The sequence below is a fragment of the Photorhabdus luminescens subsp. luminescens genome, assembly GCF_001083805.1.
Taxonomy (GTDB): Bacteria; Pseudomonadota; Gammaproteobacteria; order Enterobacterales; family Enterobacteriaceae; genus Photorhabdus; species Photorhabdus luminescens.
Genome location: NZ_JXSK01000003.1, coordinates 565,439 through 588,018, shown reverse-complemented (window position 1 = coordinate 588,018; position 22,580 = coordinate 565,439). Strand labels below are relative to the sequence as shown.

Below are 22,580 nucleotides of genomic sequence, written 5' to 3'. Positions count from 1 at the left end.
TGATGGACAATATATTAAAAAGGGAATCACTACCTATGCCGAATATACACACCTGCATGAGCCATCATTGCAATCAGTTTATCCACACTGAAAAGCTGTATTTTCCCTCTGGCAAGTTCTGAAATACGGGGCTGGGTAACCCCTAGCATTCTGGCGGCTTCAGCTTGGGTAAATTCCCGTTTTGCAATCCATTCATTGAGCATATTCATTAGCTGCGCTCGGATTTTCATGTTTTCGGCTTGTTCCGGTGTATCACTGATCGCGTCCCATACATTTTCAAAAGTCTGCATTTTCATGATTTCCGTTCTTGTATTAAGTGTTTTAAAACGTTTTCTGGTAAGCTCCGCATCCTGCTTGTTGGTTGTCTTTTTTTCTTTTGGAAGCAGTGCAGTACTTAAATTGCGAGTCTGAATTTTAGTTTCAAGTTTTTTGGTTAAATCACCGTTAGAAATACCAGCCTCTTCCAGCTCTTTGGCAAAGCCAAGCATTTCGTTCAATTTAGTGCTCACTTTCACCTCTACTAAGTCCTAGTTCGAGCATTTTTCATCATCATACTTCAAAAGTTCTGCGGCAATGTCTTTTTTTCATTATATAAGGCCGCCAACTGGCGGCCTCTTGATCGGAAAGTCAGGATTTTTTGCAATCAAATTAACGGCTGCTTTGCTCTGCCAAAATAAACATCCCAAACGGATGAATTTCCAGATAGTAATTATCGCCGACATTGGGTTGCAATTGGGTGGCGTTAATCTGTAATAACAGCGTTTGCCCTTGCCAATCTACGGTGACTTCATATTGTGGCCCCATGTAAGCCACATGGCTGATGGTGCAGCGTTGGCTGATATTTCCATCCCGGTTCAGGGTAATGGCTTCCGGTCTGACGCCTACCGTTACCGATTGTCGGTTGGTGGTAAAGTTTGCTGGTCGCGGCAGGCGATATTGGAAAATCTCGACATAATCAGCCGCTAAAATCGCCGGGAAGATATTGGCATCTCCCATAAAACTTGCCATAAACTCAGATGCTGGCTGGCGATAGAGTGTTTGTGGCGTGCCAATTTGCATGATTTTACCTTTATTCATCACCAGTACCGCATCGGAAACGGCAAATGCCTCACTTTGATCATGAGTAACATATAGCGAGGTGATATTAAATTGCTGCTGTAATTCGCGGATTTTCTCGCGCATACTGCGGCGCAGATTAGCATCAAGGTTACTCAGCGGTTCATCGAAAAGTAACACTTTAGGTTTGAGGATCAGTGCGCGAGCGAGAGCAACACGCTGTTGTTGACCACCGGAGATTTGGTCTACATAACGATCTTCAAAGCCACCCAAATCCACCAGCTCCAGTGCCTCTTTAACCCGCTCGCGTATTTCCGCTTTAGGCCGCCCTAGCATTTTCAGCCCGTAACCAATATTTTCCCCTAGCGACATATGCGGGAACAGGGCGTAGGACTGAAATACCATGCAGATATCCCGTTGCTGGATAGAGCGATCCGTAACGTCTTCACCGTCAATGAAAATCTGACCTTCACTCGGTTTCTCCAGCCCGGCAACCAGACGCAATACGGTGGTTTTACCGCAGCCGGATGGCCCTAACAGTGTGACCATATGTCCCTGTGGAATAGACAGATCCAGATTATCGATCACGGTGTTGCTACCGAACCGTTTGGTTACATTTTTCAGTTCGACAAAATTTTGTTGTGTCATATCGTCACTCCGTGATTACTGTGCATTTTTGGCTTTGGAACGAGAGATCCGCGCTTCGCCAATCAGATAGTCAAATAAGAAAATAATCGCCAGCATAACCACAATCAGGATCGAGCCATAAGCGATAGCAACCCCGTATTCACCATCTTCCACTCGATTCAGAATATAAGAGGTTGCTACGCGGGTGTCTGGCGTCACTAGGAAGACAATCGCGCTGACGGTGGTAATCGCACGCACGAAGCTGTAGATCAGTGCGGATAAAATCGCCGGGCGCAGTAAGGGTAACAGTATATGGAAGATGGTTTTCATCGATCCGGCGCGCAGGCTGAGTGAAGCTTCATCCAGTGATTTATCAATTTGCCCAAGGCCAGCAATACCGGCACGGATACCTACCGGCACATTGCGCATGGTCATGGAGATAATGACGATGGCTGCGGTTCCGGTGAGATAAAAAGGTGAATCGTTGAAGGCCAGAATATAGGAAACCCCGGCGACGGTACCCGGTACAGCAAAGCACAGCATGGTAGTGAATTCGATAGTTTTTTTACCGCGAAATTCCTGACGTACAACAATGTAGGCAATCAGCAAACCAAGGATGGCGGTAATGGGTGCAGCGATACCGGCGTAGAGCAGGGTATCCAGTAATGATGGCCATGCGCCATCGTGCAGACCTTGACCAAACAGTTTGATGAAGTTGTCCAAGGTCAGTGTGTAATCTACTCCCCAGTTGACGGTGAAACTGCCGTAGAAGATGCTGCCGTACAGCAGAATGTTAAATACAACCCAGATAAATAGGATGGCGCAGACACCCCAAACCAGTGAAGTTGGCAACGGTTGTACGTCACCACGATAGGATTTGCCGGAAACCGTGACATAGGAGCGTTTACCAATCCACAGATATTGCACGCAGAAAACCAATAGCGAGAAAACCAGCAGCGAAGCGCCGAGAGTACTGGCGGCTTGATAGTCAAGTTGAGAACCGGTGATATAAAAATAGATCTGAGTTGCCAATACGTCAAAACTACCACCCAGTACCAGTGGATTACTAAAATCGGCCAGCGACTGGACAATGACAATCAGGAAAGAGTTCGCCAGTGCTGGTTTCAACAGCGGAATAAAAACATTGAAGAACGTCTGATAGCGGTTAGCGCGTAGAGTGTAAGAAGCTTCTTCCAATGAGGGATGGATGGTTTTGATGGCGCCATCAAGGATCATAAATGCCATTGGTGTAAAGGCTAGCACTTGCGCCAGCCAGATCCCGGTAAAGCCATACAGCCAGTTGGTGTTGGTTAGGCCAAACCAGGTTGCCATAAATTCAGTGATATAACCGGAACGGCCCATCATCAGGGTGACGCCTAAACCGACTACAAACGGCGGCGTGACGATGGGTAAGATGGAAAATACCCGGCCAATAATGGCGGAACGGCGGGCGATTCTGGCGGTATAAATTGCCAGCACCAGCCCGAAGAAGGTACAGCCAGTACCAACCGCCAGCGAGAGCAGAACGGAGTTGATGATAACCTGAATAATATGTGCCTGCCCCAGGATCGATATAAAAGTAAATGGGGCAAACTGACCGGCATCATCCGTAAACATCGGAATAAAGATGGCAATACTCGGATAAAGGATAAATATGCCGATGAGGGCAATAACCGCGACCAATGAACCGATGACAAAACTATCGCCGCCTAGCCACTCAAGGCGAGACAGGGCCAGAGTAATAATCGCGCCCAGTGAGATAAACAAGAGAATCGTAGAGTAGCCTAGTCCACGACCGATAATAGCGGCACTGATAACGACAAATAGTGCGCATAATAAGGCATAACCTGCGTCAAAATAGTGGCGGCTATGCTGATTGCGGTTTGCTGGTGTGAGTGAACGTAGTAGCAGCACTGAGGGTAACAGGAACCACAATAAGCTGAGGTTTAATCCGTTCCAGCCATAGGCGGCGAGAAGTTCATCTTGAGTAGAGTCGAAAAGGCCGTAGTCCAGGCTCCATGATGGCAGAAGCGCGAAGGCCAGCCACATCAGGGCAATCCACCAGAACACGGCATCCTGCTTCTGTCTGATAGGCAAGGTAAAATCGTGAGACATAATTTCCCTCTTTTTTATTATTATCGTGAGATAGCTTGTTAAGGGCGGGGTGATCCGCCCTTGACTGACTTTATTTAGCCATTTTCACTTCTGTCACCCATTTGGTAATTAACTCTTTGCGTACATTACTGGCGCCATATTTATCCATATCGTAATTAATCAGTTTCAGATCGGATAATTTAAGCGCCAAAGGAGAAGCTTTCGCCTTAGTGTTGGTCAGGATCTGATAAGCTTTTCCTTTCTTCCAACTCAATTCTTGAGCTTCTTTGGATAACACCCAGTCAACAAACAGTTTAGCGTTGTCCATATTGCGAGCATTTTTGATGATACTTACGCCGCCGATTTCATAACCGGTACTTTCACATGGCGCGATAAGTTTTAGTGGGGCGCCATTTTCTACTTCCAATGAGTAGTCATGCAGGAAACCGATACCAATCGCGGATTCGCCGCGAGCGGCATTTCGCGCTGGCGCAATGCCGGATTTGGTGTACTGAGAAATGTTGGCGTTCAGTTTTTTCAGGTAATCAAATGCCTGATCTTTGCCCCAGAGCTGAACAAAAGTTGCTAACGCGGTGTAAGCGGTGCCTGAACTTTGAGGATCAGCAATCTGAATTTCGCCTTTATATATTGGTTTGGTGAGATCTTTCCAGCAGGTTGGAATCGGCAAATTTTTCTCTTTTAGACGTTCAGTGTTGACGCCATAGCCGAGAATACCGACGTAAACGGCGGAGCTGTAGTTGCCTTTACGTTTAGCCGGGTCGCGGAACTGCGGCATGATTTGCGTCAGATTAGGAGATTTATAAGGTTCTAGCAGATCCATTTCTCCCGCTTGAGATTGTGGGTCCAGTGTACCACCGTACCAAACATCCGCTTGTGGGTTGCGTTTTTCGGCTTCGATTTTTGCCAAGGTGCTGCCTGAACCATTACGGACAAAAGTGGTTTTTACATTGTATTTTTCACCGAATGCTCTGGTTTCAGCTTCACACAGGGCGTTAGTGGCGCTGCAATAAACGATTAAACGTCCGGCGGCCTGAGCGCTGTTGGTAAATGCAGCAACGATTAGACCGGCTGCGATAAGTGTAGAGAGAGGTTTCAGTTTCATTATTTTATCCTTAGTATTCAAAACTGCTTATTATTGGAAAGTGGCGATGCTACCCCTGCCATATGTTCCCTTTTACCAACGTCTGCCATTAACAGCGGCATCAACAGCAAACCCATCATGGCGGCTGCGGCGGTGAGCAGGGCAAACATCCCTGACCAGCCGTAGTACGCAACCACTTGACTTAGCGGCCAGCCTGCGATTGCTGCGCCCAGGTAGGCGTACAATCCTAGGTAACCTGTGACGGTGCCGGCAGCTTGTTTATGGCAATATTCTGTTGCTGCCAACCCAATTAGCATTTGCGGGCCAAATACAAAAAAACCGATACTGAAAAAACAGACTGCCAACAGCGCGTAGTGATGGATGGGGGTGAGCCACAATGCGGTGACAGCCATAAATAGCCCAAGCGCAAACAGGAGAATCATTGGGGCGCGTTGGCCGCGGAACAGTAAATCAGATCCCCAACCGGAAAACAGAGCGCCGGTTAAACCACCGAGTTCAAACAGTGAGAGCGTCGCATTGGCACTGAGTAGATTGGTGCCATGTGTTTCTGACAACCACAGGTTTCCCCAATCGTTAATCGCCATTCTGATGAGATAGACCAGAATGTAGGAGAATCCTAGCAACCAGATAGTTCTGTTAGTTAAGATCGTATCCCGCAATATCTGCATCATCGGCATGGGGAGCGATAGTTGTTCGTGTCGAAGCTCCAGTGAATCCTGCCGCCACTGCCCCACACTGGGCAAACCTTGCTGTTGTGGTGTGCCGCATAACTGATGACAGAGCCAGACGCCCAATAAAATGCCGATAATTCCCGGCATCATCAGCGCTGTTTGCCAGCCATAAGTTGTCGCCAGAAAAGCGGACAACATTGGGACAGTAATGCCAACAATATTGATGGAGATATTCCAGTATCCCCACCAGAAACCACGCTCATTGCGGGAGTACCAATGCGTCAGCAATCTGGCGCAGGGCGGCCATCCCCAGCCCTGAAAGAAGCCGTTTAGTGTCCAGATAATCAGCAGTGCGGAAAATGACGAGCAGAAAGCGAAGATAATGTTTAACACACCTGTCATCACTAATCCGGCGCCCATAAACCAGCGATAACCGGTGTGATCATGAAATACGCCGGAAATAAATTTTGAGCTGCCGTAGGCCAGATAAAATAGAGTGGTTATCCAGCCAATATGCCCTTTATCCAATCCCAGTTCCAACTGCATAACCGGCATGACAAAGTTGAAGCTTTTTCGTGTCAGGTAAAATGCGGCATAGCCAATGATCATGGAAATCAGCAAACGGCTGCGCCAGCGGCGATAGTGCTGTGAAATCTGTTCCTGGCTGGTGGTTTGCATACTCGGCTCCTCCATGAAAAGGAAATATAAAGAAAAATTAATGAAAATGGATGGGATAAGGTTTTAGGCCTCTAGGAATAATTCCTAGTTATGCTTGATTTTCATCAGAATTTGTGGGCAGCTTAACAATTATACGCGTACCGTTATCGTTACTTAATTGCCAATCTCCACCTAATGCACGGATACGTTCTTCAATGCCCTGGAGGCCCAATCCGCCTTTTCTTTTATCTTCTGTAATGCCGATACCGTTATCACTGATTCTAAGTTCAATCACATCCCGGCGTTGCCGCAGGATGATGGCGATTCTGGTCGCTTTGGCATGTTTGCTGATATTGTTCAGTAACTCCTGAACCAGACGGTAAAGGGTAAAAACCACCGTTTCATTGGTTGGATTTTGAGGAATCTGGTAATTCAACTGGCAATCAATATCGCGTTCTTTAAACGCAAATTCATGGATCAGATGGTGAAGCGCTTTTTCTAAGGACATCTCTTCCAGAACCGGTGGGCGCAATTGGCGTAATAATTGGCGAGTGGATTGATGGATCTGTTGAGCCAGTTTATTGATCTGTTCCGCGATCATTTCTGTTGCCGGGGTGGTGGCGGTACGTTTTATCAGCGTTGCCTGAATTTGAATGGCAGTAATATTCTGACCAATTTCATCATGTAACTCGCGAGCAATACTTTTACAAACGTCTTCTTCTGTGTGAACCAGTTGCTTCATCAGATTATGACGGGCGGTTAACTCCTGCTCTAAGAGTTCACGGTAACGTTGCAAATTCTCAGCGAGCTGTTGTTGACGGCTGATGGCTATCCCCAGACCTATGCCTAATAAAGCCTGAATGGTCAGGAACATTTCCAGTTCGCCTAAATCATTAAAAGCTCCATTGAATTGCCGAGCTGACGTGATCATTAGACTCCCTAGCAAAGCCGCCAGTACGCCGCCTTGCCAGCCATAACGGTAGGCCATAAAAACATTGGGGATAAATATTAGAATCACCAAAAGATTTTCAATTTCTGGTGACATAAAGATCTGGGCGCTCAATCCTAGCAAGCAGAATAGACAACACCACATTAACAAAGAAGGGCGTAACTGCGGATCTGGATTGCTCGGTTGCAGTATGTTTTTTAAATGTTGCTGACGTAGATATTCATAGATCAGATAAACAAAAGGCGACAGTAAAACACCACCGGTTAACGAGGTGAGAAACAGGTGGCTGGCGCCGACAGTCAGCGCAAACCCCAGACAAACAGCTTGCAACAGGCTATTGGCGGCTACGCCAGCCAGCAGAATTGAGAGCCGTTGCCAATACAGGGGATAGCGCCACCAGAATTGCTGCACGATAAAGGTGGGTATTAGGCTGAGAAAGGGGGATAACAGAATGATATTGTGAGTAATAAGTTGTTCGCTGCCAAGCCATAGCAAAATGGCAATCTCAGTGGCTAATAAGGTTGGCAAGTAACGACGTCCCAGTAGGATAAACAGTGCCAGCCGTAACCCTTGTGGCAGAAGTAACGCAGCTTGTTGCCCATTGTCATTCAGGTAGAAGCTGATGGTCCACAGAGCAAGCCAGCTCAGTGAATAAAAGATCAGCAGAAAGAGTGATAACAGGCCGAATCGTGATCCTCTGTTCATGGGTTCCCCATCAGAATCTGGTGTTGCAGGGCGTAATGAACCAGATCAATGGTGCTATCACACTGGAGTTTGCTAAGAATATTGGCACGATGAACATGAACCGTTTTATGACTGAGATAGAGTTGCTCGGCGATAGTTTTAACATTAATGCCATTGATGAGCAGATCAAATATTTCCCGTTCTCTGGGGGTTAGAACTTGCAGTGCTGTAACTTTCTGTGATGTTTGACGCAGCGCTTTTAGCGCATCAGCACACAAATAGCATCCCCCTTGATGTACGGAGCGTACTGCCTGTACCAACTCTTCCGGGCCGCATCGTTTGGTGAGATAGCCGCAGGCGCCGGCATCCAGCGCACTTTGGACAAATGCGGTGGTGTCATAAATGCTGAGAATAATAGTGCGAAAATCAGGCCGTTTTTGCCGTAACCGGGTGAGCAGGTGCAAACCGCTTTCATCCGGCATAGCAATATCCATCACGGCAACGTCAATCGGGGTTCTGAGTAAACCCGACCAAGCTTCGCTGGCGCTGGCGTATTGCCCGGCAATTTCAAGATCATTTTCAAGCGTCAGTAATTGGGCAAAACCGGAACGGACGACTACGTGGTCGTCAATAAGTGCAACTCTAATCATAATTATTGTTAATGAATAATGGTAAATGCAATAAGTTGCATGATGTGCAGGAAAGGCAGGTTGTGCAAATTAATAAGTTGAATTTGTAAGAAAGCTAACAAATTTAGTGAGTTGTCGGGTGACTAAGTAGATGGAGGGGGTTGTTTCAGGCCAGTTGCTTCGCGTATTGCTTTCACATTGATTTCCGTGAAAGTGTGAACGTGTTCCGGTTTTGGTGTTAGATCACCTTTTTCAATTTTCACCATTTCTTCCGCACTGGCTAGCAGATCGGCAAATAATTCATGTTTCATAAATACCTCGGTTGGCTATTTCAGTAAATCACATATGATATTTTCATCACATAGTTTAACCTTGCTTGTTGTTTCAACAATTAATTTAATCCAAAAGATTGAACTGATTGGAAAAAAAACCGATATCCATCTATAAATTAATGACTATTAAGCCACACTCCGTCAATCAATTACTTTATGGAGCCAATTATTTGTGAATATCATTAAAATTCTCCCCATACCTAATCCACTCCCGTATATGTCACATCCATTAGTTAATGCGGAAGATCCGGAAAATTGTGAGATTGAAGCAGCTTCGCGTGAATATGCGGATCGCTTTCGCTTATATAGTGACGAAACACAAAGGCGACGTTTATGGCAAATGGGAAGCGCGCGGTTGGCGGGGTTAATGTATCCAAAGGGGAGCAAGGAATTGCTACAAGTGGGCTCAGATTTCGTAATGTGGGGTTTTGCCTATGATGATGAATATTGTGATGAAGGGCCATTAAGCGTAAATCCCGCCGCTTTTATCCATAATGCGGCTCAGCTACAGCGTGCTCTTGAATCTCCTGAATATCCCGTCAACAATGACCGTTACGCTAGGGCAATGCGCGACTTGCGTATTCGATTAGATCGCTATGCATCCCCTACTCTAGCAGGCCGTTTTTTTGAAGGAATGCGTACTTACATCATGGCTGAAATGTGGAAAGCGGTGGAACCAAAACCTTTGCTCGACGATTATTTGGTGATGCGTATGTATGGTGGGGGTAGTTGGGCTTATCCTGTGCTCAACCATATTATTGCAGGTATTAATATTAGCCAAGATGAGTTTAAAGATCGCCGAGTTTGTGCATTGTCAGAGATGATAAGCAGCTTAACTGCATGGGATCTCGAGCTCTACGCCTATATTAAGGAGCAAGCACGGGCGGTGGATGATAAGCAGCACAATGTAATTAGTGTCATGTGTCGACAATATGGTTATACGGTTGAACAGAGCATGGAGCATTATTGGGAACTGCGTTGGCGGGTAGTGAGCTTGTTCTTGCGGTTACAAAAAGAGGTATTGGTTACTTCATCTCTTGAAGTTCGTGATTACATTAATGGATTGACTACCTATTACAGTGGCTGTTTGCTTTGGGTTCGGACTTGTAAGCGCTATTGTTCTATCAGTGGTCTTTCCTATGATGATGTATTTGAAGGGGGAGAATTCACCGATATTCTGCCGCCGGAAAGTTTCGAATCGCTAGGACTTCCCTCCTTTGAATGGTGGTGGGAATATGATCCGGTTCGTAAAACTCACATAAATTAACCTGCGAGATCATGACAAGATGGTCTACACCACGCTATCAGGACAACTTTTGCTGACCGAACTGAGCGCGGTGCAACCCAACTGCCAATCAGGCGCTATTTCGACGTCGATATAAAAAACTTCGCCCCGGAGATAAATCACCGCTTGCCAGTGATTGTTAATATGCTTCCACTTCTTATTGCGTGCGAAACCCTTTGTCTGCAAGGGACAACGAGCGGAGAATATCATTAGTGAAAGCATATCAACAGACAGTATCGGAATGGTTGCACCTTGTTGGTAAGCGCCAAGATGTGGCTTTGAGCCTTGGCGGCGATGGTCACTGTACCGTGCCTTTCGGACAAGGTGGAGAGTGCATCGTTGAAGTACCGGATAATGACGATGTTCAAGCATTTTATCTCTATATTCCTTTGTTGCGATTGCCTGTAGATGAATCGGGCCAGTTGATGCTGACTCGGGCTGCCCTTGAGCTGAATATGTTCGGTCTCACCACGGGCGGCAGTCAGATCAGCCTGGACAGTCGTACCAATTATCTGGTGTTGAGCTTCTCTGCGTTGATCGAGATGTTTGACGAAACTGCATTTATGCAGACTCTGGGGGAGTTTCTCGATCTTGGAGTCAGCTTGCAGGCCCAGTTTCAGGTGATCAACACCCAGCAGAATGGAGCATCTGCGCTGCATCCATTACCCGGTTCGGCCATCGTATGCTGAATTTCGGTCATCTGAATAATCAAGGAGAATAATAAGATGTCTATTCAAGGTATTGGGCACACTCCCAGCGCCACGGCATTGGCGCCCCTTTCGAACGGAGAAGTACAGACGCCGTCTCGCAATAACAATGTTCATCATCAGCTTGCTTCCCATTACACCAGTACTGGTCTTGGTACTCAGGTGTCGCCGGGCAAGGTGCTGACCACCACACTGAAATATCTGACCCTGAGTGCCCCTGCTCGCAAGATTGGCACTGCCATACAGGGAGGACATGACTCCCATGCGCAGAGCGCCAAAGGTAAGGCGCGTTACTGGACTGGGGCCATTATCAAGGGATTGGCTAATATCACTGGCGGCGCCAGTAGCGTAACAAGTGGTGCGATTTCGGTCGGGGTTGCAGGCGTTAAAAATCTGGCGGAATCCACAGGGCGTTTGCTGGCATCCTCTACTTTGGGGCTGGCTGGCGCGGGAGCGAAGGGAATCTCGCACCTACCGCTTGGCGCGTCCGATCGTTTGCAGGCTGGAACGCGTGCCGAGCAATTGCTGAATTCTGCCAAGGTGATTGCCAAACCCGCATTTGTGGCTAAAGCGGGACAAGAGCCGTTGAATGCTGTGGGAGCTAAAGCAGTGATGGATGCGGCCCAATTGGCGAGAATCAGTTGCTCCAGTAGCTATCGGGATATGCCGGCAGGTTACAGCCATGCCACTCTGGCTGATATTCCGTCCTCGATACTGGCTCGCCGGAAAGATGGTAGTGGCGGGACCGGCAGTGAGTTAACTCTGCATGTTCGTCCCGGCAAGGGGGCGAATGATCCTTTAATCCTTGAGGGAGATGCCTGGTCTGCGCTCAAGGTTGCGGTCTACAAGCGTGAAGATACGATGGTGCTTTCCTTCGTGGGCACTCAGCCAACCAAGCGTCCAGGTACGGTGAAGAGCGATGTCGGCGCTGCTTTAGGGATCAAGGATAGCGCGTTTCAGGATGCTGACCGCTTGGTCAAGGCTTTTACTAAACAATATGGCGGCAAGGTTGAGGTTCTGGGACACTCTTTGGGCGGCGGGCTGGCGCAATATGCGGGTATCAAACATGGGATCAAGGTCACCGCATTCAACAGCATGGGATTGCATGTAGGATTGCGGGATCGGTTGGCCGACAAGTTGGATAGTGCCAACGTCACCCACATCAATACTAGTAGCGATCCTCTGAGTCAGAAGGCCGAACATGGTATTTGGGGTCTGGATGCTTCTTCTCAGGTCGGCAAGCGTTATGTGATTGAGCACTCAGGTGGTCACCGTATGGAGTCGGTGACCGCAGGTTTAGAAGCCTTACTGGCTTAACGACTCGATATGTTAGGACAGCGCCTCCTGCGGGAGGCGCTGTTGCTGCCAATAGACAACTGAATTTAACGCAATTGCGTGTTATTTCAGCGCCTTGAGGATTTGCCAAGCCGCTTTGATGCGTGCCTCGTTGGGGTAGTTTTTGTTGGCTAGCAGCACAATACCCATTTGCTCTTGCGGCACAAACGCGACATACGAGCCGAAGCCATTGGTGGAACCGGTTTTATTGATAAAAAGCGCATCCGTTGGCGGTTCTGGCGGCGATAGTTCCGTGGCTTTGTTGGCCTGATAAGCGATCTGCGCCGAGTTGCCGCTCAGTACCTGCTCAAGGGTAACAGGCCAGTGATAAAGCTCCCAGCCCAGTCCTTGCGTCATCTCCCCTACCCGATAATAGCCGGTGTGGGTTGCCCGAATGGCCTGTGCCAACTTGCTGTCACCTACGCGGGAAGGATCGATATTCGCATCTACGAAGCCGATCAGCTCCTGTGCGCTGGTTTTCAGACCATAGGCTTCCTCATCCAGCACGCCCGGGTTTATGCGAATCGGTTTATTCTCTTTTGAATAACCCAATGCATAATGTTTCATCTCCTGCGCGGGCACGTTAAACCAAGCATGGTGCAGACCAAGCGGTGAAAGGATCTGCTTTTCCATCAGTATTGAGTAAGGTTTTTCAAGGCGTTGGGCAACGATATAGCCCGCTAGCCCAATGCTGGGATTGGAATACTGGCGGTAGGTTCCGGGTGTGTACTTTGGTTGCCAGTGCTGAAACCAGTCCACCATTTTGCTATTGCTGTCGATCTCATCAGGGAATTGTAACGGCAGGCCGCCCGCAGTATAGGTGGCAATATTCAGCAGGTTTATGTTGTCAAAGGCGCTGCCTGTAAGTGGTTGAAAATGCTGGCTGGCCTTATCGGAGAAGGAAATGGCCCCCGTCACCTGCGCCCAAGAAATCAGGCTGCCGGTAAAGGTTTTGCTGACCGAGCCTAATTCAAAGATTGTCTCTTTGGTGACCGGCGTGTTGTTCTCTTTTGATGCGTTACCGTATTGATAGAAAAAATGTTGACCGCGGAAAGTCACCGCAATCGCCATTCCTGGAATGTCATATTCCTGCATCAGGGAGTGTATGGTCTTGTCAACAGTATTTGTCAGACGGGTCTGATCGGGTGTATTCGAGGCCTGAGCGCCGAGAGAAGCGGCAAGCAGCAGCCCGCCAGTCAGCACCGAAAATCGTTTTGTCATGTGGCGTGTCCTTAATTACAGTAAGAGCTTTCAGTCTTGGATTTTATCAGGATTTGTACACCCAATCACAAAATTTGTGATCTCTATCACCTGACAAAATAAAACTTTGCGGTTGCTGATTGAAAACCAAGCGCTTTCGTTTCTTTAGTCTCAATTATTATCCAAAAGTCAGATAAAAACTCATTTCTGAGGAAATAGTCAGTAACCAGAAAATTTGGTATTTCCTTTCGTTTTGTTTCTAATCGAAACCTTTTATGCCAATTTTTGTCTATATAATAGACTGTAATAGCGATCACAATTTCATTTAATTGCTTTTGTTGTAATTAAATCGAAAGAGAGAGAAAGCAATTCATCACAGGTGACGTAGATTTGTTGCTGAAAATCTGAGGAGTATAACGGAATGGCCGTGGATACCGTAAAAAGGCGTGAACAGATTATCGACTTGCTGTGTCATGAGGGCAGCGTGCGCGTTGAGCATCTGAGCGCCCATTTTGGGGTTTCCAGCGTCACTATCCGTAATGATCTGCGTTATCTGGAACAAAAAGGTTGCGCATTGCGTTCTTATGGCGGCGCCATGTTGAATCAGCAATTCGCTTTTGATCGCCCCTTGCAAGATAAAGGTCGGATGAATCGTGATGTGAAATCACGCATTGCGGCCAGGGCGGCACAGTTTGTTCAGGATGGTGATGCCCTGATCCTTGATTCCGGTTCGACTACCACGCAAATCGCGCCATTTCTTAAAGAGCGGCGTGATTTGGTGGTCATGACTAACGCGTTGAATATTGCCTATGAACTGGCGGGGTTTGACCGGATGGAGGTGATGGTGCTTGGCGGGAGTGTGCGTCAGAATTCCTACTCGCTCTATGGTCCGGCTGCGGAACAGCAATTGCGTCAATATCGCTTTAACACCCTATTTCTTGGCGTCGATGGTTTTGATCTGGAAGCAGGGATAACCACGCCACATCCCGGTGAAGCCCATCTGAATCGCGTAATGTGTGAGGTGGCGCATGAAATTATCGCGGTGGCGGATGCCAGTAAATTTGGGCGTAGAAGTTTTTGCATGATCCGTCAAGCCGGACAGATTCATCGGCTGATTACTGACAGTCGGATCCCCGATAACTACAGGCGGGCATTAATTGAACTCGGCGTGGATGTGATTATTGCCGACGAATAGCGCTGACAGAGATTCTTGCCCGCATGGGAGACACCATGCAGTCACTATTACAACTTATCCGTCGTCACAAATCAGGTGAAGCAGTGGGGATCTATTCGGTCTGTTCCGCTCATCCTTGGGTATTGGAAAGCGCTTTGCGCGTCGCTAAAGAGCGTAAAACCTCGGTGCTGATTGAAGCAACCTCTAATCAGGTCAATCAATTTGGCGGTTATACCGGGATGCAACCTGCTCAATTCCGGGATGCAGTTTGGCAACAGGCCGATCGTATTGGTTTACCGCGTGATCGTGTTTGGTTAGGAGGCGATCATCTTGGACCAAATGCCTGGCAGGATCTTCCCGCTGAACAGGCAATGAAACTGGCTGAAACGTTGATACACGATTATGTGGCGGCGGGGTTTCGTAAGATACATCTCGATTGTTCGATGTCTTGTCTGGATGATCCAACGCCGCTGGGCGACAAGGAGGTTGCGGTACGTGCAGCTCGTTTGTGTCAGGTGGCGGAACGTTGTTGGCAGCAGGTGGGGGGAGAACCACCGGTTTATGTGATCGGTACCGAAGTGCCGGTACCGGGCGGAGCCAAAGAAGCATTGGCTGGAATGCAAGTCACGACGCCTCAGGCTGCGGCTACAACGTTGAGTGTACATCAACAAGCTTGGCAGTTGGCTGGATTGGAACCGGTATGGCCGAGGGTAATTGCGCTGGTGGTACAGCCGGGTGTGGAGTTCGATCACCATCATATCGAACATTATCAGCCTGAACGTGCCGCGGCGCTGAGTCAATATATCGAATCTCAACCCTATTTAGTCTATGAAGCCCATTCCACTGATTATCAAACAGCGCAAGCTTACCGTGAATTGGTACGCGATCACTTTGCCATTCTGAAAGTTGGTCCGGCTTTGACTTTTGCTTTACGTGAGGCGTTGTTCGCACTCGATAAAATCGATGGTGAATGGAATGGGGAACCGGGCGCGGCTCATCTGTGCGCCACGTTAGAACAGGTCATGCTTGAGCAGCCGGAGCACTGGAACCGTTATTACCACGGTACACCTCATCAACAGTTTATTGATCGTCAATACAGTTTGAGTGATCGCGTTCGTTACTACTGGCCGCATCCGCAAGTACAACAGGCAGTGAACACCTTGATGGATAACCTGCGTTGTCGCCCGGTTTCCCTTTCACTACTGAGTCAGTACCTGCCTGATCAGGCGCAGGCCGTTAATGCCGGAAGGTTGGATAATGACCCACATGCCTGGGTGCTCGATAAAATTCGTTCTGTGCTCTTGAGCTATGCGCAGGCTTGTGAGCCTGAAGTACAAGGAGTTTTAGCATGAATGAGCTGTTTTCCTATACCGAAGTCTGGTTGCGTGAGCATCATGCGTTGCATACCGCCAGAGAGATTTATCAACAGCCTGAGCTTTGGCGTCAGTTATATCAAAATCTGCAACGTGAGGAAGCGTTGTGGCGACCCTTTTTGCAGCCGTTGTTATCGGAGCCAGAGTTACAGATAGTGCTGTGTGGCGCAGGTTCCTCCGCGTTTATCGGGCGCACGCTGGCGCCTTGGTTGCGTGAGCAGTGCGGACTGAATGTGGTCGCGTATAGCACGACAGATATTGTGCCTTCTCCTTTGCAATATCTTGATCCAACACGTTCAACTTTACTGATTTCCTATGGGCGATCGGGCAATAGCCCGGAGAGCGTGGCGGCGGTAAAACTGGCGGATCAACTCCTGCCACGCTGTTATCACCTGATGCTGACCTGTAATCCCGGTGGGGCATTGGCGCGTTATGCCGAAGGGCGCGCTCACGTCTGTTCATTGAATATGCCACAGGGTTCTCATGACCAGAGTTTTGCTATGACGTCCAGTTTCAGTTGTATGACGTTAGCAACAATCTTGCTGCTAGGGCCGTTAACGTTGGAACAGAATGGGGAATCGTTGATGGCGATGATCGCGTTGTGTGAGCGGGAAAGAGGGCGGTGGCAGGAACAGATTAAGCGGCTGGCCCGTAGCGGTTTTAAACGCATGATGTGTCTGGGTTCCAGTTGTTTTACTGGAATAGCAGAGGAGGGGGCGCTCAAGATGCTGGAGTTGACCGCCGGGCATGTCGCCACTCGTTACGACTCGTCAATGGGAGTGCGTCATGGGCCGAAGTTTATGATTGAACGGGATACGCTGGTGGTCATGATGCTTTCTGCTGATCAATATCGTCGTCGTTATGATCTCGATCTATGGCATGAACTGAATCATGACGGATTGGCGTGTCAAATTGTTGCACTGAGCGGCACACAGGGGAAAGGGTTCACGGTGATTAATAGTGAACAAGACGATATCTGGCTATTGTTCCCTTATTTGATATTTTTGCAGATGTTAGCGTTTGAAACCTCGCTGGCACTGGGCATAACGCCAGACAATCCATGTCCGACAGGGGAAGTCAACCGCGTGGTGAAGGGGGTGGAAATTTATCCTTATCATCCACCGTCTTCACAAAGAATAAAATGTAGCAGGAGTGATTATGTCGATACCGAATATTTTAATGACCCGAATTGATAACCGGTTGGTGCATGGTCAAGTTGGTGTGACCTGGACCAATTCTCTGGGGGCCAATTTGGTATTGGTGGCTAACGATCACGTTGCCGGTGATTTGATGCAGCAAAATCTGATGGATATGGTGGTTTCTGATGGGGTTCAGACGCGTTATTTCACCCTGCAAAAAACCATTGATGTGATTCATAAAGCGGCTGAGCGCCAGAAAATTTTCATTGTCTGTAAAACACCGCAGGATGTACTGACGTTAGTAAAAGGCGGGGTACCGATCCGCTTCGTTAACGTGGGTAATATGCATTTTGCTGAGGGAAAGCGTCAAATCCATAAGACGGTTTCGGTTGATGACAGTGACGTGGTGGTGTTTCGTGAACTGGAGCAACTGGGCGTCACTTGCGAGATTCGGCGAGTGCCGGATGAAGCGGGAGAACCTATCGCCAAATTGCTGGTTTGAGGGGTGAGTTATGCTGATTGATGCGATATTGATTGGGTTACTGGCCGGATTGGCCGGGGTGGATCTGTTCGATGGCTTGACTCATTTTCATCGTCCAGTCGTGATTGGGCCGTTGGTTGGGCTGATTTTAGGGGATGTACAGACGGGTTTGTTGGTCGGAGGGTCACTGGAGCTGGTCTGGATGGGCATGGTGCCGCTGGCAGGCGCTCAGCCGCCAAATGTGGTGATTGGTGGTGTGATTGGTACGGCATTCGCTATTTTGACTCATGCTGATCCTAAGGTAGCGATTGGTATCGCGGTGCCGTTTTCCATTGCGGTGCAAGGCTGCATCACCCTGCTGTTTACGGTGTTTTCACCCATGATGCATAAATGCGATCAGATGGTGAAAGCGTTGAACTGGCGCGGTGTGGAGCGTGTGAATTATCTGGGTATCACCATACTGTTTTGTTTCTACTTTATTGTGGCATTTCTACCGATCTATTTCGGTGCCGGTGCTGCCAGCGTCATGGTACAGAAGGCGCCGCAATGGTTGTTGGATGGTCTGGCGGTTGCGGGGGGCATGATGCCTGCTATCGGTTTTTCTATGCTGATGAAGATCATGATGAAAAAGACTTATATCGCTTATTTCATTTTGGGTTTCATTTCAGTCACGTTCCTTAATATGCCGATTATTGCCGTAGCGCTTGGCGCTTTTGCGATTGCACTGATCGATTTCTTTAACCGTTCCCGTATGGAAGAGGCCGCTGAACGCAGCGTACCTACCACTCAATCTCAGGAGATGGAAGATGGCATTTAACGACACCGATGCGGCTATGGCCGCCAAAGCTGAGAACAGGATGGCGCAGGCGCTGGCAACCAGTCAGGTTGAGCAGGATGACTATCAGGACACGATACCGAGCGAGGATCTGACCAAAGGCGATTTGAACCGTATGGCATTGCGCTCTTTGTTGCTACAGGCATCATTTAACTATGAACGTATGCAGGCGGGGGGCTGGTTGTACACCTTGATTCCCGGTCTGCGTAAGATCCACAAAAACCCGCAAGATCTGGCAAATTCGATGAAGATGCATATGGAATTTATCAATGTGCATCCGTTTGATGTCACTTTCCTGTCTGGATTGGTGCTGGCAATGGAGCGGAATAAAGAGAAAATTTCCACTATTCGCGCGGTGAAAGTGGCGCTAATGGGGCCGCTAGGTGGGATTGGCGATGCATTATTCTGGTTGACTCTGCTACCCATCTGCGCAGGTATCGGGGCCTCTCTGGCGCTACAGGGCAGTCTGTTCGGTCCCATCATATTCCTGTTGTTGTTCAATATCGTACATTTCGGCTTGCGTTTTGGTCTGGCGCATTATGGTTATCGTGCAGGCACCAGTGCATTAGCATTGTTGAAAAAGCATACCAAGAAGATCTCCCATGCTGCTTCGATAGTAGGAATGACGGTAATCGGGGCGTTAGTGGCTTCCTATGTCCATCTCTCGACGCCGGTGGTGATAAACGCCGGTAAGGCCAGTGTGGCGTTGCAGAAGGATGTGTTGGATAAACTAATGCCGAATTTATTGCCGTTGTGTTTCACCCTGTTGGTGTTTTGGTTGATGAAAAAAGGATTTTCCCCGGTCAAATTAATTGGTTTGACCGTCGTGATCGGGATTGTAGGAAAGTTTGTGGGTTTTCTTTAATAAACGGCACTGAGGAGAGGGAATGTTAGGTATTGTAATCACCGGTCATGGGCATTTCGCCAGTGGGTTGTTGCAGGCAGTGGAACAAGTCGTCGGACGACAACCTCAGTGCTGTGCTGTCGATTTTCCTGAGGGAGTCAGTACGCAACAATTATTGGTGTTGCTGGAGGCGGCCTGCGCCGCCTGCGATAGTGGCGAGGGTGTCATTATTCTCAGTGACTTACTGGGTGGATCACCGTTCCGGCAGGCGGCGCAACTGGCAATAGCTAATCCATGTTATGAAGTTATCACCGGTACTAATATGCAATTGGCGGTAGAGATGATGCTGGATCGTGAAGATATAACCTTGGAAACATTTCGTGATATGGCGCTGGAATGTGGGCGGCGGGGATTAACCAGCCTGTGGCATGAACAACAGAAACGCAGGTATGACAGCCCGAATCTGGATGGCATTTAAGGAGTTTATATGTACCTGATTTCTAGTCGTCAAATGTTGAAGAAGGCCTTGCGTGAAGGCTATGCGGTTCCTGCTTTTAATGTCCATAATCTGGAAACTGTTCAGGTGGTAGCGGAAACTGCTGCACGTCTGGCATCGCCAGTTATTCTGGCAGGTACGCCAAGTACTTTCAGTTATGCGGGGACTGATTATTTGGTGTCAATCTGTCAGGATGCCGCTCGCCGCCATAATTTGCCGCTGGCGTTGCATCTCGATCATCATGAGGAACTGGAGGATATCAGTCATAAAGTGACCGCAGGTGTGCGTTCGGTAATGATTGATGGCTCGCATTTACCCTTTGAAGAGAATATTCGCAAGGTGGCTGAGGTGGTACGATTTTGTCATCGTTACGATGTTAGCGTTGAGGCGGAATTGGGGCGACTAGGCGGGCAGGAAGATGATTTGCAGGTCTCCAGCGCCGATAGTTTTTTTACCGATCCGCTGGCAGCAAAAGCCTTTGTTGCCCGTACCGGTATTGATTCTCTGGCGGTAGCGATTGGTTCTGCGCATGGTTTGTATCATGGTGAACCGCATCTGGATTTTGATCGGTTAGCGGCAATCTGTGAACAGGTGGATATTCCGTTGGTGCTGCATGGGGCATCGGGTATTCCTGAAGTGATGATCCAGCAAGCGATTGGCCTTGGCGTATGTAAAGTCAATGTGGCGACCGATTTGAAAATTGCTTTTGCTGATGCGGTAAAGCGTTATTTCATCCAGCATCCAGATGCGAATGATCCACGTAAATATATCGCGCCGGGAAAACAGGCTATGCAGGCAGTAGTAGAAGAAAAGATCCGGATTTGTGGCAGTACAGGCAAGCTGTATTCGTGAAGATTCTGTTTTTTCATTCTGACTATAAGGAAACTGCTGTGAAAATAAGAACGTTAAATAAAATTACGTTGAGTTTATTAGCGAGTTCCGTGTTGTGTAGTGCTCCAGTCTGGGCAGATAGCTGGTTGTTGGACGGCAACAATTACCACGTAACTGTTAGCGACGAACACGGTAAAGTGACGCAACTGAAGTTTGAAAATCCCAAAAACCACGATCAAATCATTACTGACAATCTGTTTGAAATCACGTTGAAATCAGGAGAGAAGCTCACGGCTAAAGATTTTCAAATTACTGATATCAGCAAAAAGCACAATCGTATTGTTGTCTCCCTGAAACATGGCGACATTCAGGTAAAAAATATAATTACTGTGGAGGGTAAAGATAAGTACGGCTCGTTTGAAATCACCATTACACCGCAGAAAAATGCGTTGGAGCTCAGCTCTGTCTCGTTGATACCATTTCACACGAAAACCGCTTTTGTTCACGGGTCTATCGTCAGTTCACCGATTATCAGCGATAGTTTCTTTATTGTTCCCGGTAATCCATTGATTAACACTGAGGCTTATAAAGGGAACACTTCGCAAAAAATTGCGCTCTCTATCCCGTTAGAACCGGGAAAAACGCTAAGTTATAAGACGTATATTGGTGTTTATCAAAAAGGGCAATTGCGGCGCAACGTCAATGAGTTTTTGAACAATGCTCGTCCGCGTGAATATAGTCCTTTTCTACATTACAACTCTTGGTACGATATTGGTTTCTTCACTCCTTATACTGAACAAGAGGCGTTGACCCGTATCAATCAATTTGGGCAGGAGTTGGCGACTAAGCGCGGTGTGAAGTTGGGTGGTTATCTGTTTGATGATGGTTGGGATAACCTCAAAGGAGATTGGGGTTTTAGTGAAGCATTTCCCCATGAATTTAAAAATCTTAAACAGGCGGCAGATCAATATCGTGCTCGTTTAGGTATTTGGCTTTCTCCTTGGGGCGGTTATGGTAAACCTGGTGAGCAACGTGTTTCCCATGCGGAGGAGTTTGGCTATGAAGTGATAGATGGCCGATTTGCGCTTTCAGGCCCTAATTACTACGCCAATTTCCATAAACGGGTACTCAACCTGATTCAACAACAAAATGTATCCATGTTTAAGCTGGATGGCACCGGCAATGCTGATCGTGTGATTAAAGGGAGTTCATTCACCAGTGATTTTGATGCCGCTATCCATCTTATTGAAGATATGCGCGGTACAGGAAATGAACTGTTTATCAACTTGACCACAGGCACTAAAGCCACGCCTTCCTGGCTATTTTTCGCCGATTCTATTTGGCGTGGCGGCTATGATGTGGAGTTTTACGGTACAGGTTCCAAAGTGCAGCAGTGGCTTACCTACCGTGATGCGGAAACTTATCGTAATGTCGTAACAAAGGGGCCGCTGTTTCCACTGAATTCGTTGATGCTGCATGGCATTGTTTATGCTAAACAGGCTAAGCATCTGGATAAACAGTCACCTAAAGATTTTGCTGATCAGGTTTGGAGCTATTTTGGCAGCGGCACGCAGTTACAGGAGATGTATGTTACGCCTGAACTGTTGACCACCGAGGATTGGGATACGCTGGCAAACGCGGCGAAATGGTCAGAGGAAAATAAAGATGTGCTGTTTGATACCCATTGGATTGGTAAAGATCCCACCGATCTAGCGGTGTACGGTTGGGGAGCCTGGAGTCCGAAAAAGTCGATTATTACTTTGCGCAATCCATCGGATGAAGTGAAACAATATTATCTGGATCTGCAAAGCGATCTTGAATTGCCTGATAATCAGCCTTCGGTATATGACGTTAATATCGATTATGGCGAGAACAGCTCGGTACCGAAGTTTATCAATAAAACAGCGTTGATTACCCTCCAGCCGTTGGAGACGTTGACCTTTTCTTTGACACCATCGAAATAATCACCGTGTTATTAAGTGGCCCTGGATAAACTATTTTATTCAGGGCTGTGATTATTTGTGGAAACTATTATGGCGGTGTTTTATTAGAATAAAG

Annotated in this window: 20 protein-coding genes and 1 pseudogene; 12 read left to right on the top strand and 9 right to left on the bottom strand. The window is 47.9% G+C overall.

Features of this window, described 5'->3' with window-relative positions; all coding sequences use genetic code 11:
* Positions 1-29 precede the first annotated feature (29 nt).
* The 8 genes and pseudogenes from TI10_RS10910 to TI10_RS10875 all read right to left on the bottom strand — a co-directional run.
* Positions 30-296 (bottom strand): helix-turn-helix domain-containing protein, encoded by a 267-nt coding sequence (locus tag TI10_RS10910; RefSeq protein ID WP_049583409.1) that lies wholly within the window; start codon positions 294-296, stop codon positions 30-32.
* Between the two features lie 352 nt (positions 297-648).
* The gene (fbpC, locus tag TI10_RS10905) at positions 649-1,704 is read right to left on the bottom strand and encodes a ferric ABC transporter ATP-binding protein (RefSeq protein ID WP_049583313.1); all 1,056 of its coding nucleotides are present in this window, start codon (positions 1,702-1,704) and stop codon (positions 649-651) included.
* 15 nt (positions 1,705-1,719) lie between these two features.
* A complete protein-coding gene (locus tag TI10_RS10900) occupies positions 1,720-3,798 on the bottom strand; it encodes an ABC transporter permease (protein ID WP_049583312.1) in 2,079 nt (692 codons plus the stop codon).
* 70 nt (positions 3,799-3,868) lie between these two features.
* Positions 3,869-4,900, bottom strand: coding sequence for an ABC transporter substrate-binding protein (locus tag TI10_RS10895; protein ID WP_049583311.1), 1,032 nt, complete (start codon positions 4,898-4,900; stop codon positions 3,869-3,871).
* Between the two features lie 17 nt (positions 4,901-4,917).
* Complete coding sequence (gene uhpC, locus TI10_RS10890) at positions 4,918-6,264, bottom strand: MFS transporter family glucose-6-phosphate receptor UhpC (RefSeq protein ID WP_074524925.1); 1,347 nt, start codon at positions 6,262-6,264, stop codon at positions 4,918-4,920.
* Between the two features lie 73 nt (positions 6,265-6,337).
* Positions 6,338-7,882 carry an MASE1 domain-containing sensor histidine kinase gene (locus TI10_RS10885; RefSeq protein ID WP_049583309.1) on the bottom strand — a complete coding sequence of 515 codons (1,545 nt, stop codon included), beginning with the start codon at positions 7,880-7,882 and terminating at the stop codon, positions 6,338-6,340.
* On the bottom strand, positions 7,879-8,511 hold the full coding sequence (locus TI10_RS10880) for a response regulator transcription factor (RefSeq protein WP_049583308.1): 633 nt from the start codon (positions 8,509-8,511) through the stop codon (positions 7,879-7,881). The genes TI10_RS10885 and TI10_RS10880 overlap by 4 nt, the downstream gene beginning before the upstream one ends.
* 140 nt (positions 8,512-8,651) lie before the next feature.
* Positions 8,652-8,801: pseudogene (locus TI10_RS10875) on the bottom strand (NadS family protein); the annotation flags it as partial.
* Positions 8,802-8,994: 193 nt separating this feature from the next.
* Here TI10_RS10875 and TI10_RS10870 point away from each other — a divergent pair.
* From TI10_RS10870 to TI10_RS10860, 3 genes are all read left to right on the top strand, one after another.
* Positions 8,995-10,089: a terpene synthase family protein gene (locus TI10_RS10870; RefSeq protein WP_049583307.1), complete on the top strand. Its 1,095-nt coding sequence runs from the start codon at positions 8,995-8,997 to the stop codon at positions 10,087-10,089.
* A 194-nt stretch (positions 10,090-10,283) separates the two neighbouring features.
* Entirely contained in the window at positions 10,284-10,796 is a 513-nt protein-coding gene (locus TI10_RS10865; RefSeq protein ID WP_244161567.1) for a CesT family type III secretion system chaperone, read from the top strand.
* A gap of 36 nt (positions 10,797-10,832) precedes the next feature.
* Positions 10,833-12,131 carry a phospholipase gene (locus TI10_RS10860; protein ID WP_049583306.1) on the top strand — a complete coding sequence of 433 codons (1,299 nt, stop codon included), beginning with the start codon at positions 10,833-10,835 and terminating at the stop codon, positions 12,129-12,131.
* An 81-nt stretch (positions 12,132-12,212) separates the two neighbouring features.
* Here TI10_RS10860 and ampC read toward each other — a convergent pair whose 3' ends face one another.
* Complete coding sequence (gene ampC / locus TI10_RS10855; protein WP_049583305.1) at positions 12,213-13,370, bottom strand: class C beta-lactamase; 1,158 nt, start codon at positions 13,368-13,370, stop codon at positions 12,213-12,215.
* Between the two features lie 400 nt (positions 13,371-13,770).
* Between ampC and agaR the strand changes: the two genes are divergently transcribed.
* The 9 genes from agaR to TI10_RS10805 are packed head-to-tail and all read left to right on the top strand — an operon-like array spanning position 13,771 to position 22,486.
* Positions 13,771-14,544, top strand: a complete 774-nt coding sequence (gene agaR / locus TI10_RS10845; RefSeq protein WP_049583303.1) for a transcriptional repressor AgaR — start codon at positions 13,771-13,773, stop codon at positions 14,542-14,544.
* Positions 14,545-14,579: 35 nt separating this feature from the next.
* On the top strand, positions 14,580-15,875 hold the full coding sequence (locus TI10_RS10840) for a D-tagatose-bisphosphate aldolase, class II, non-catalytic subunit (RefSeq protein ID WP_049583302.1): 1,296 nt from the start codon (positions 14,580-14,582) through the stop codon (positions 15,873-15,875).
* A complete protein-coding gene (locus TI10_RS10835) occupies positions 15,872-17,089 on the top strand; it encodes an AgaS family sugar isomerase (protein ID WP_049583301.1) in 1,218 nt (405 codons plus the stop codon). Before TI10_RS10840 ends, TI10_RS10835 begins: the two co-directional genes overlap by 4 nt.
* The gene (gene agaV, locus TI10_RS10830; protein WP_011145207.1) at positions 17,055-17,537 is read left to right on the top strand and encodes a PTS N-acetylgalactosamine transporter subunit IIB; all 483 of its coding nucleotides are present in this window, start codon (positions 17,055-17,057) and stop codon (positions 17,535-17,537) included. Before TI10_RS10835 ends, agaV begins: the two co-directional genes overlap by 35 nt.
* Before the next feature lie 10 nt (positions 17,538-17,547).
* Positions 17,548-18,333: a PTS N-acetylgalactosamine transporter subunit IIC gene (gene agaW, locus TI10_RS10825; protein ID WP_049583300.1), complete on the top strand. Its 786-nt coding sequence runs from the start codon at positions 17,548-17,550 to the stop codon at positions 18,331-18,333.
* Complete coding sequence (locus TI10_RS10820) at positions 18,323-19,216, top strand: PTS system mannose/fructose/sorbose family transporter subunit IID (protein WP_049583299.1); 894 nt, start codon at positions 18,323-18,325, stop codon at positions 19,214-19,216. The genes agaW and TI10_RS10820 overlap by 11 nt, the downstream gene beginning before the upstream one ends.
* A gap of 22 nt (positions 19,217-19,238) precedes the next feature.
* Positions 19,239-19,673: a PTS galactosamine/N-acetylgalactosamine transporter subunit IIA gene (agaF, locus tag TI10_RS10815; protein ID WP_049583298.1), complete on the top strand. Its 435-nt coding sequence runs from the start codon at positions 19,239-19,241 to the stop codon at positions 19,671-19,673.
* A gap of 9 nt (positions 19,674-19,682) precedes the next feature.
* The gene (locus TI10_RS10810) at positions 19,683-20,543 is read left to right on the top strand and encodes a tagatose bisphosphate family class II aldolase (RefSeq protein WP_049583297.1); all 861 of its coding nucleotides are present in this window, start codon (positions 19,683-19,685) and stop codon (positions 20,541-20,543) included.
* Positions 20,544-20,581: 38 nt separating this feature from the next.
* Positions 20,582-22,486 (top strand): alpha-galactosidase, encoded by a 1,905-nt coding sequence (locus TI10_RS10805; protein WP_080985026.1) that lies wholly within the window; start codon positions 20,582-20,584, stop codon positions 22,484-22,486.
* Positions 22,487-22,580 lie beyond the last annotated feature (94 nt).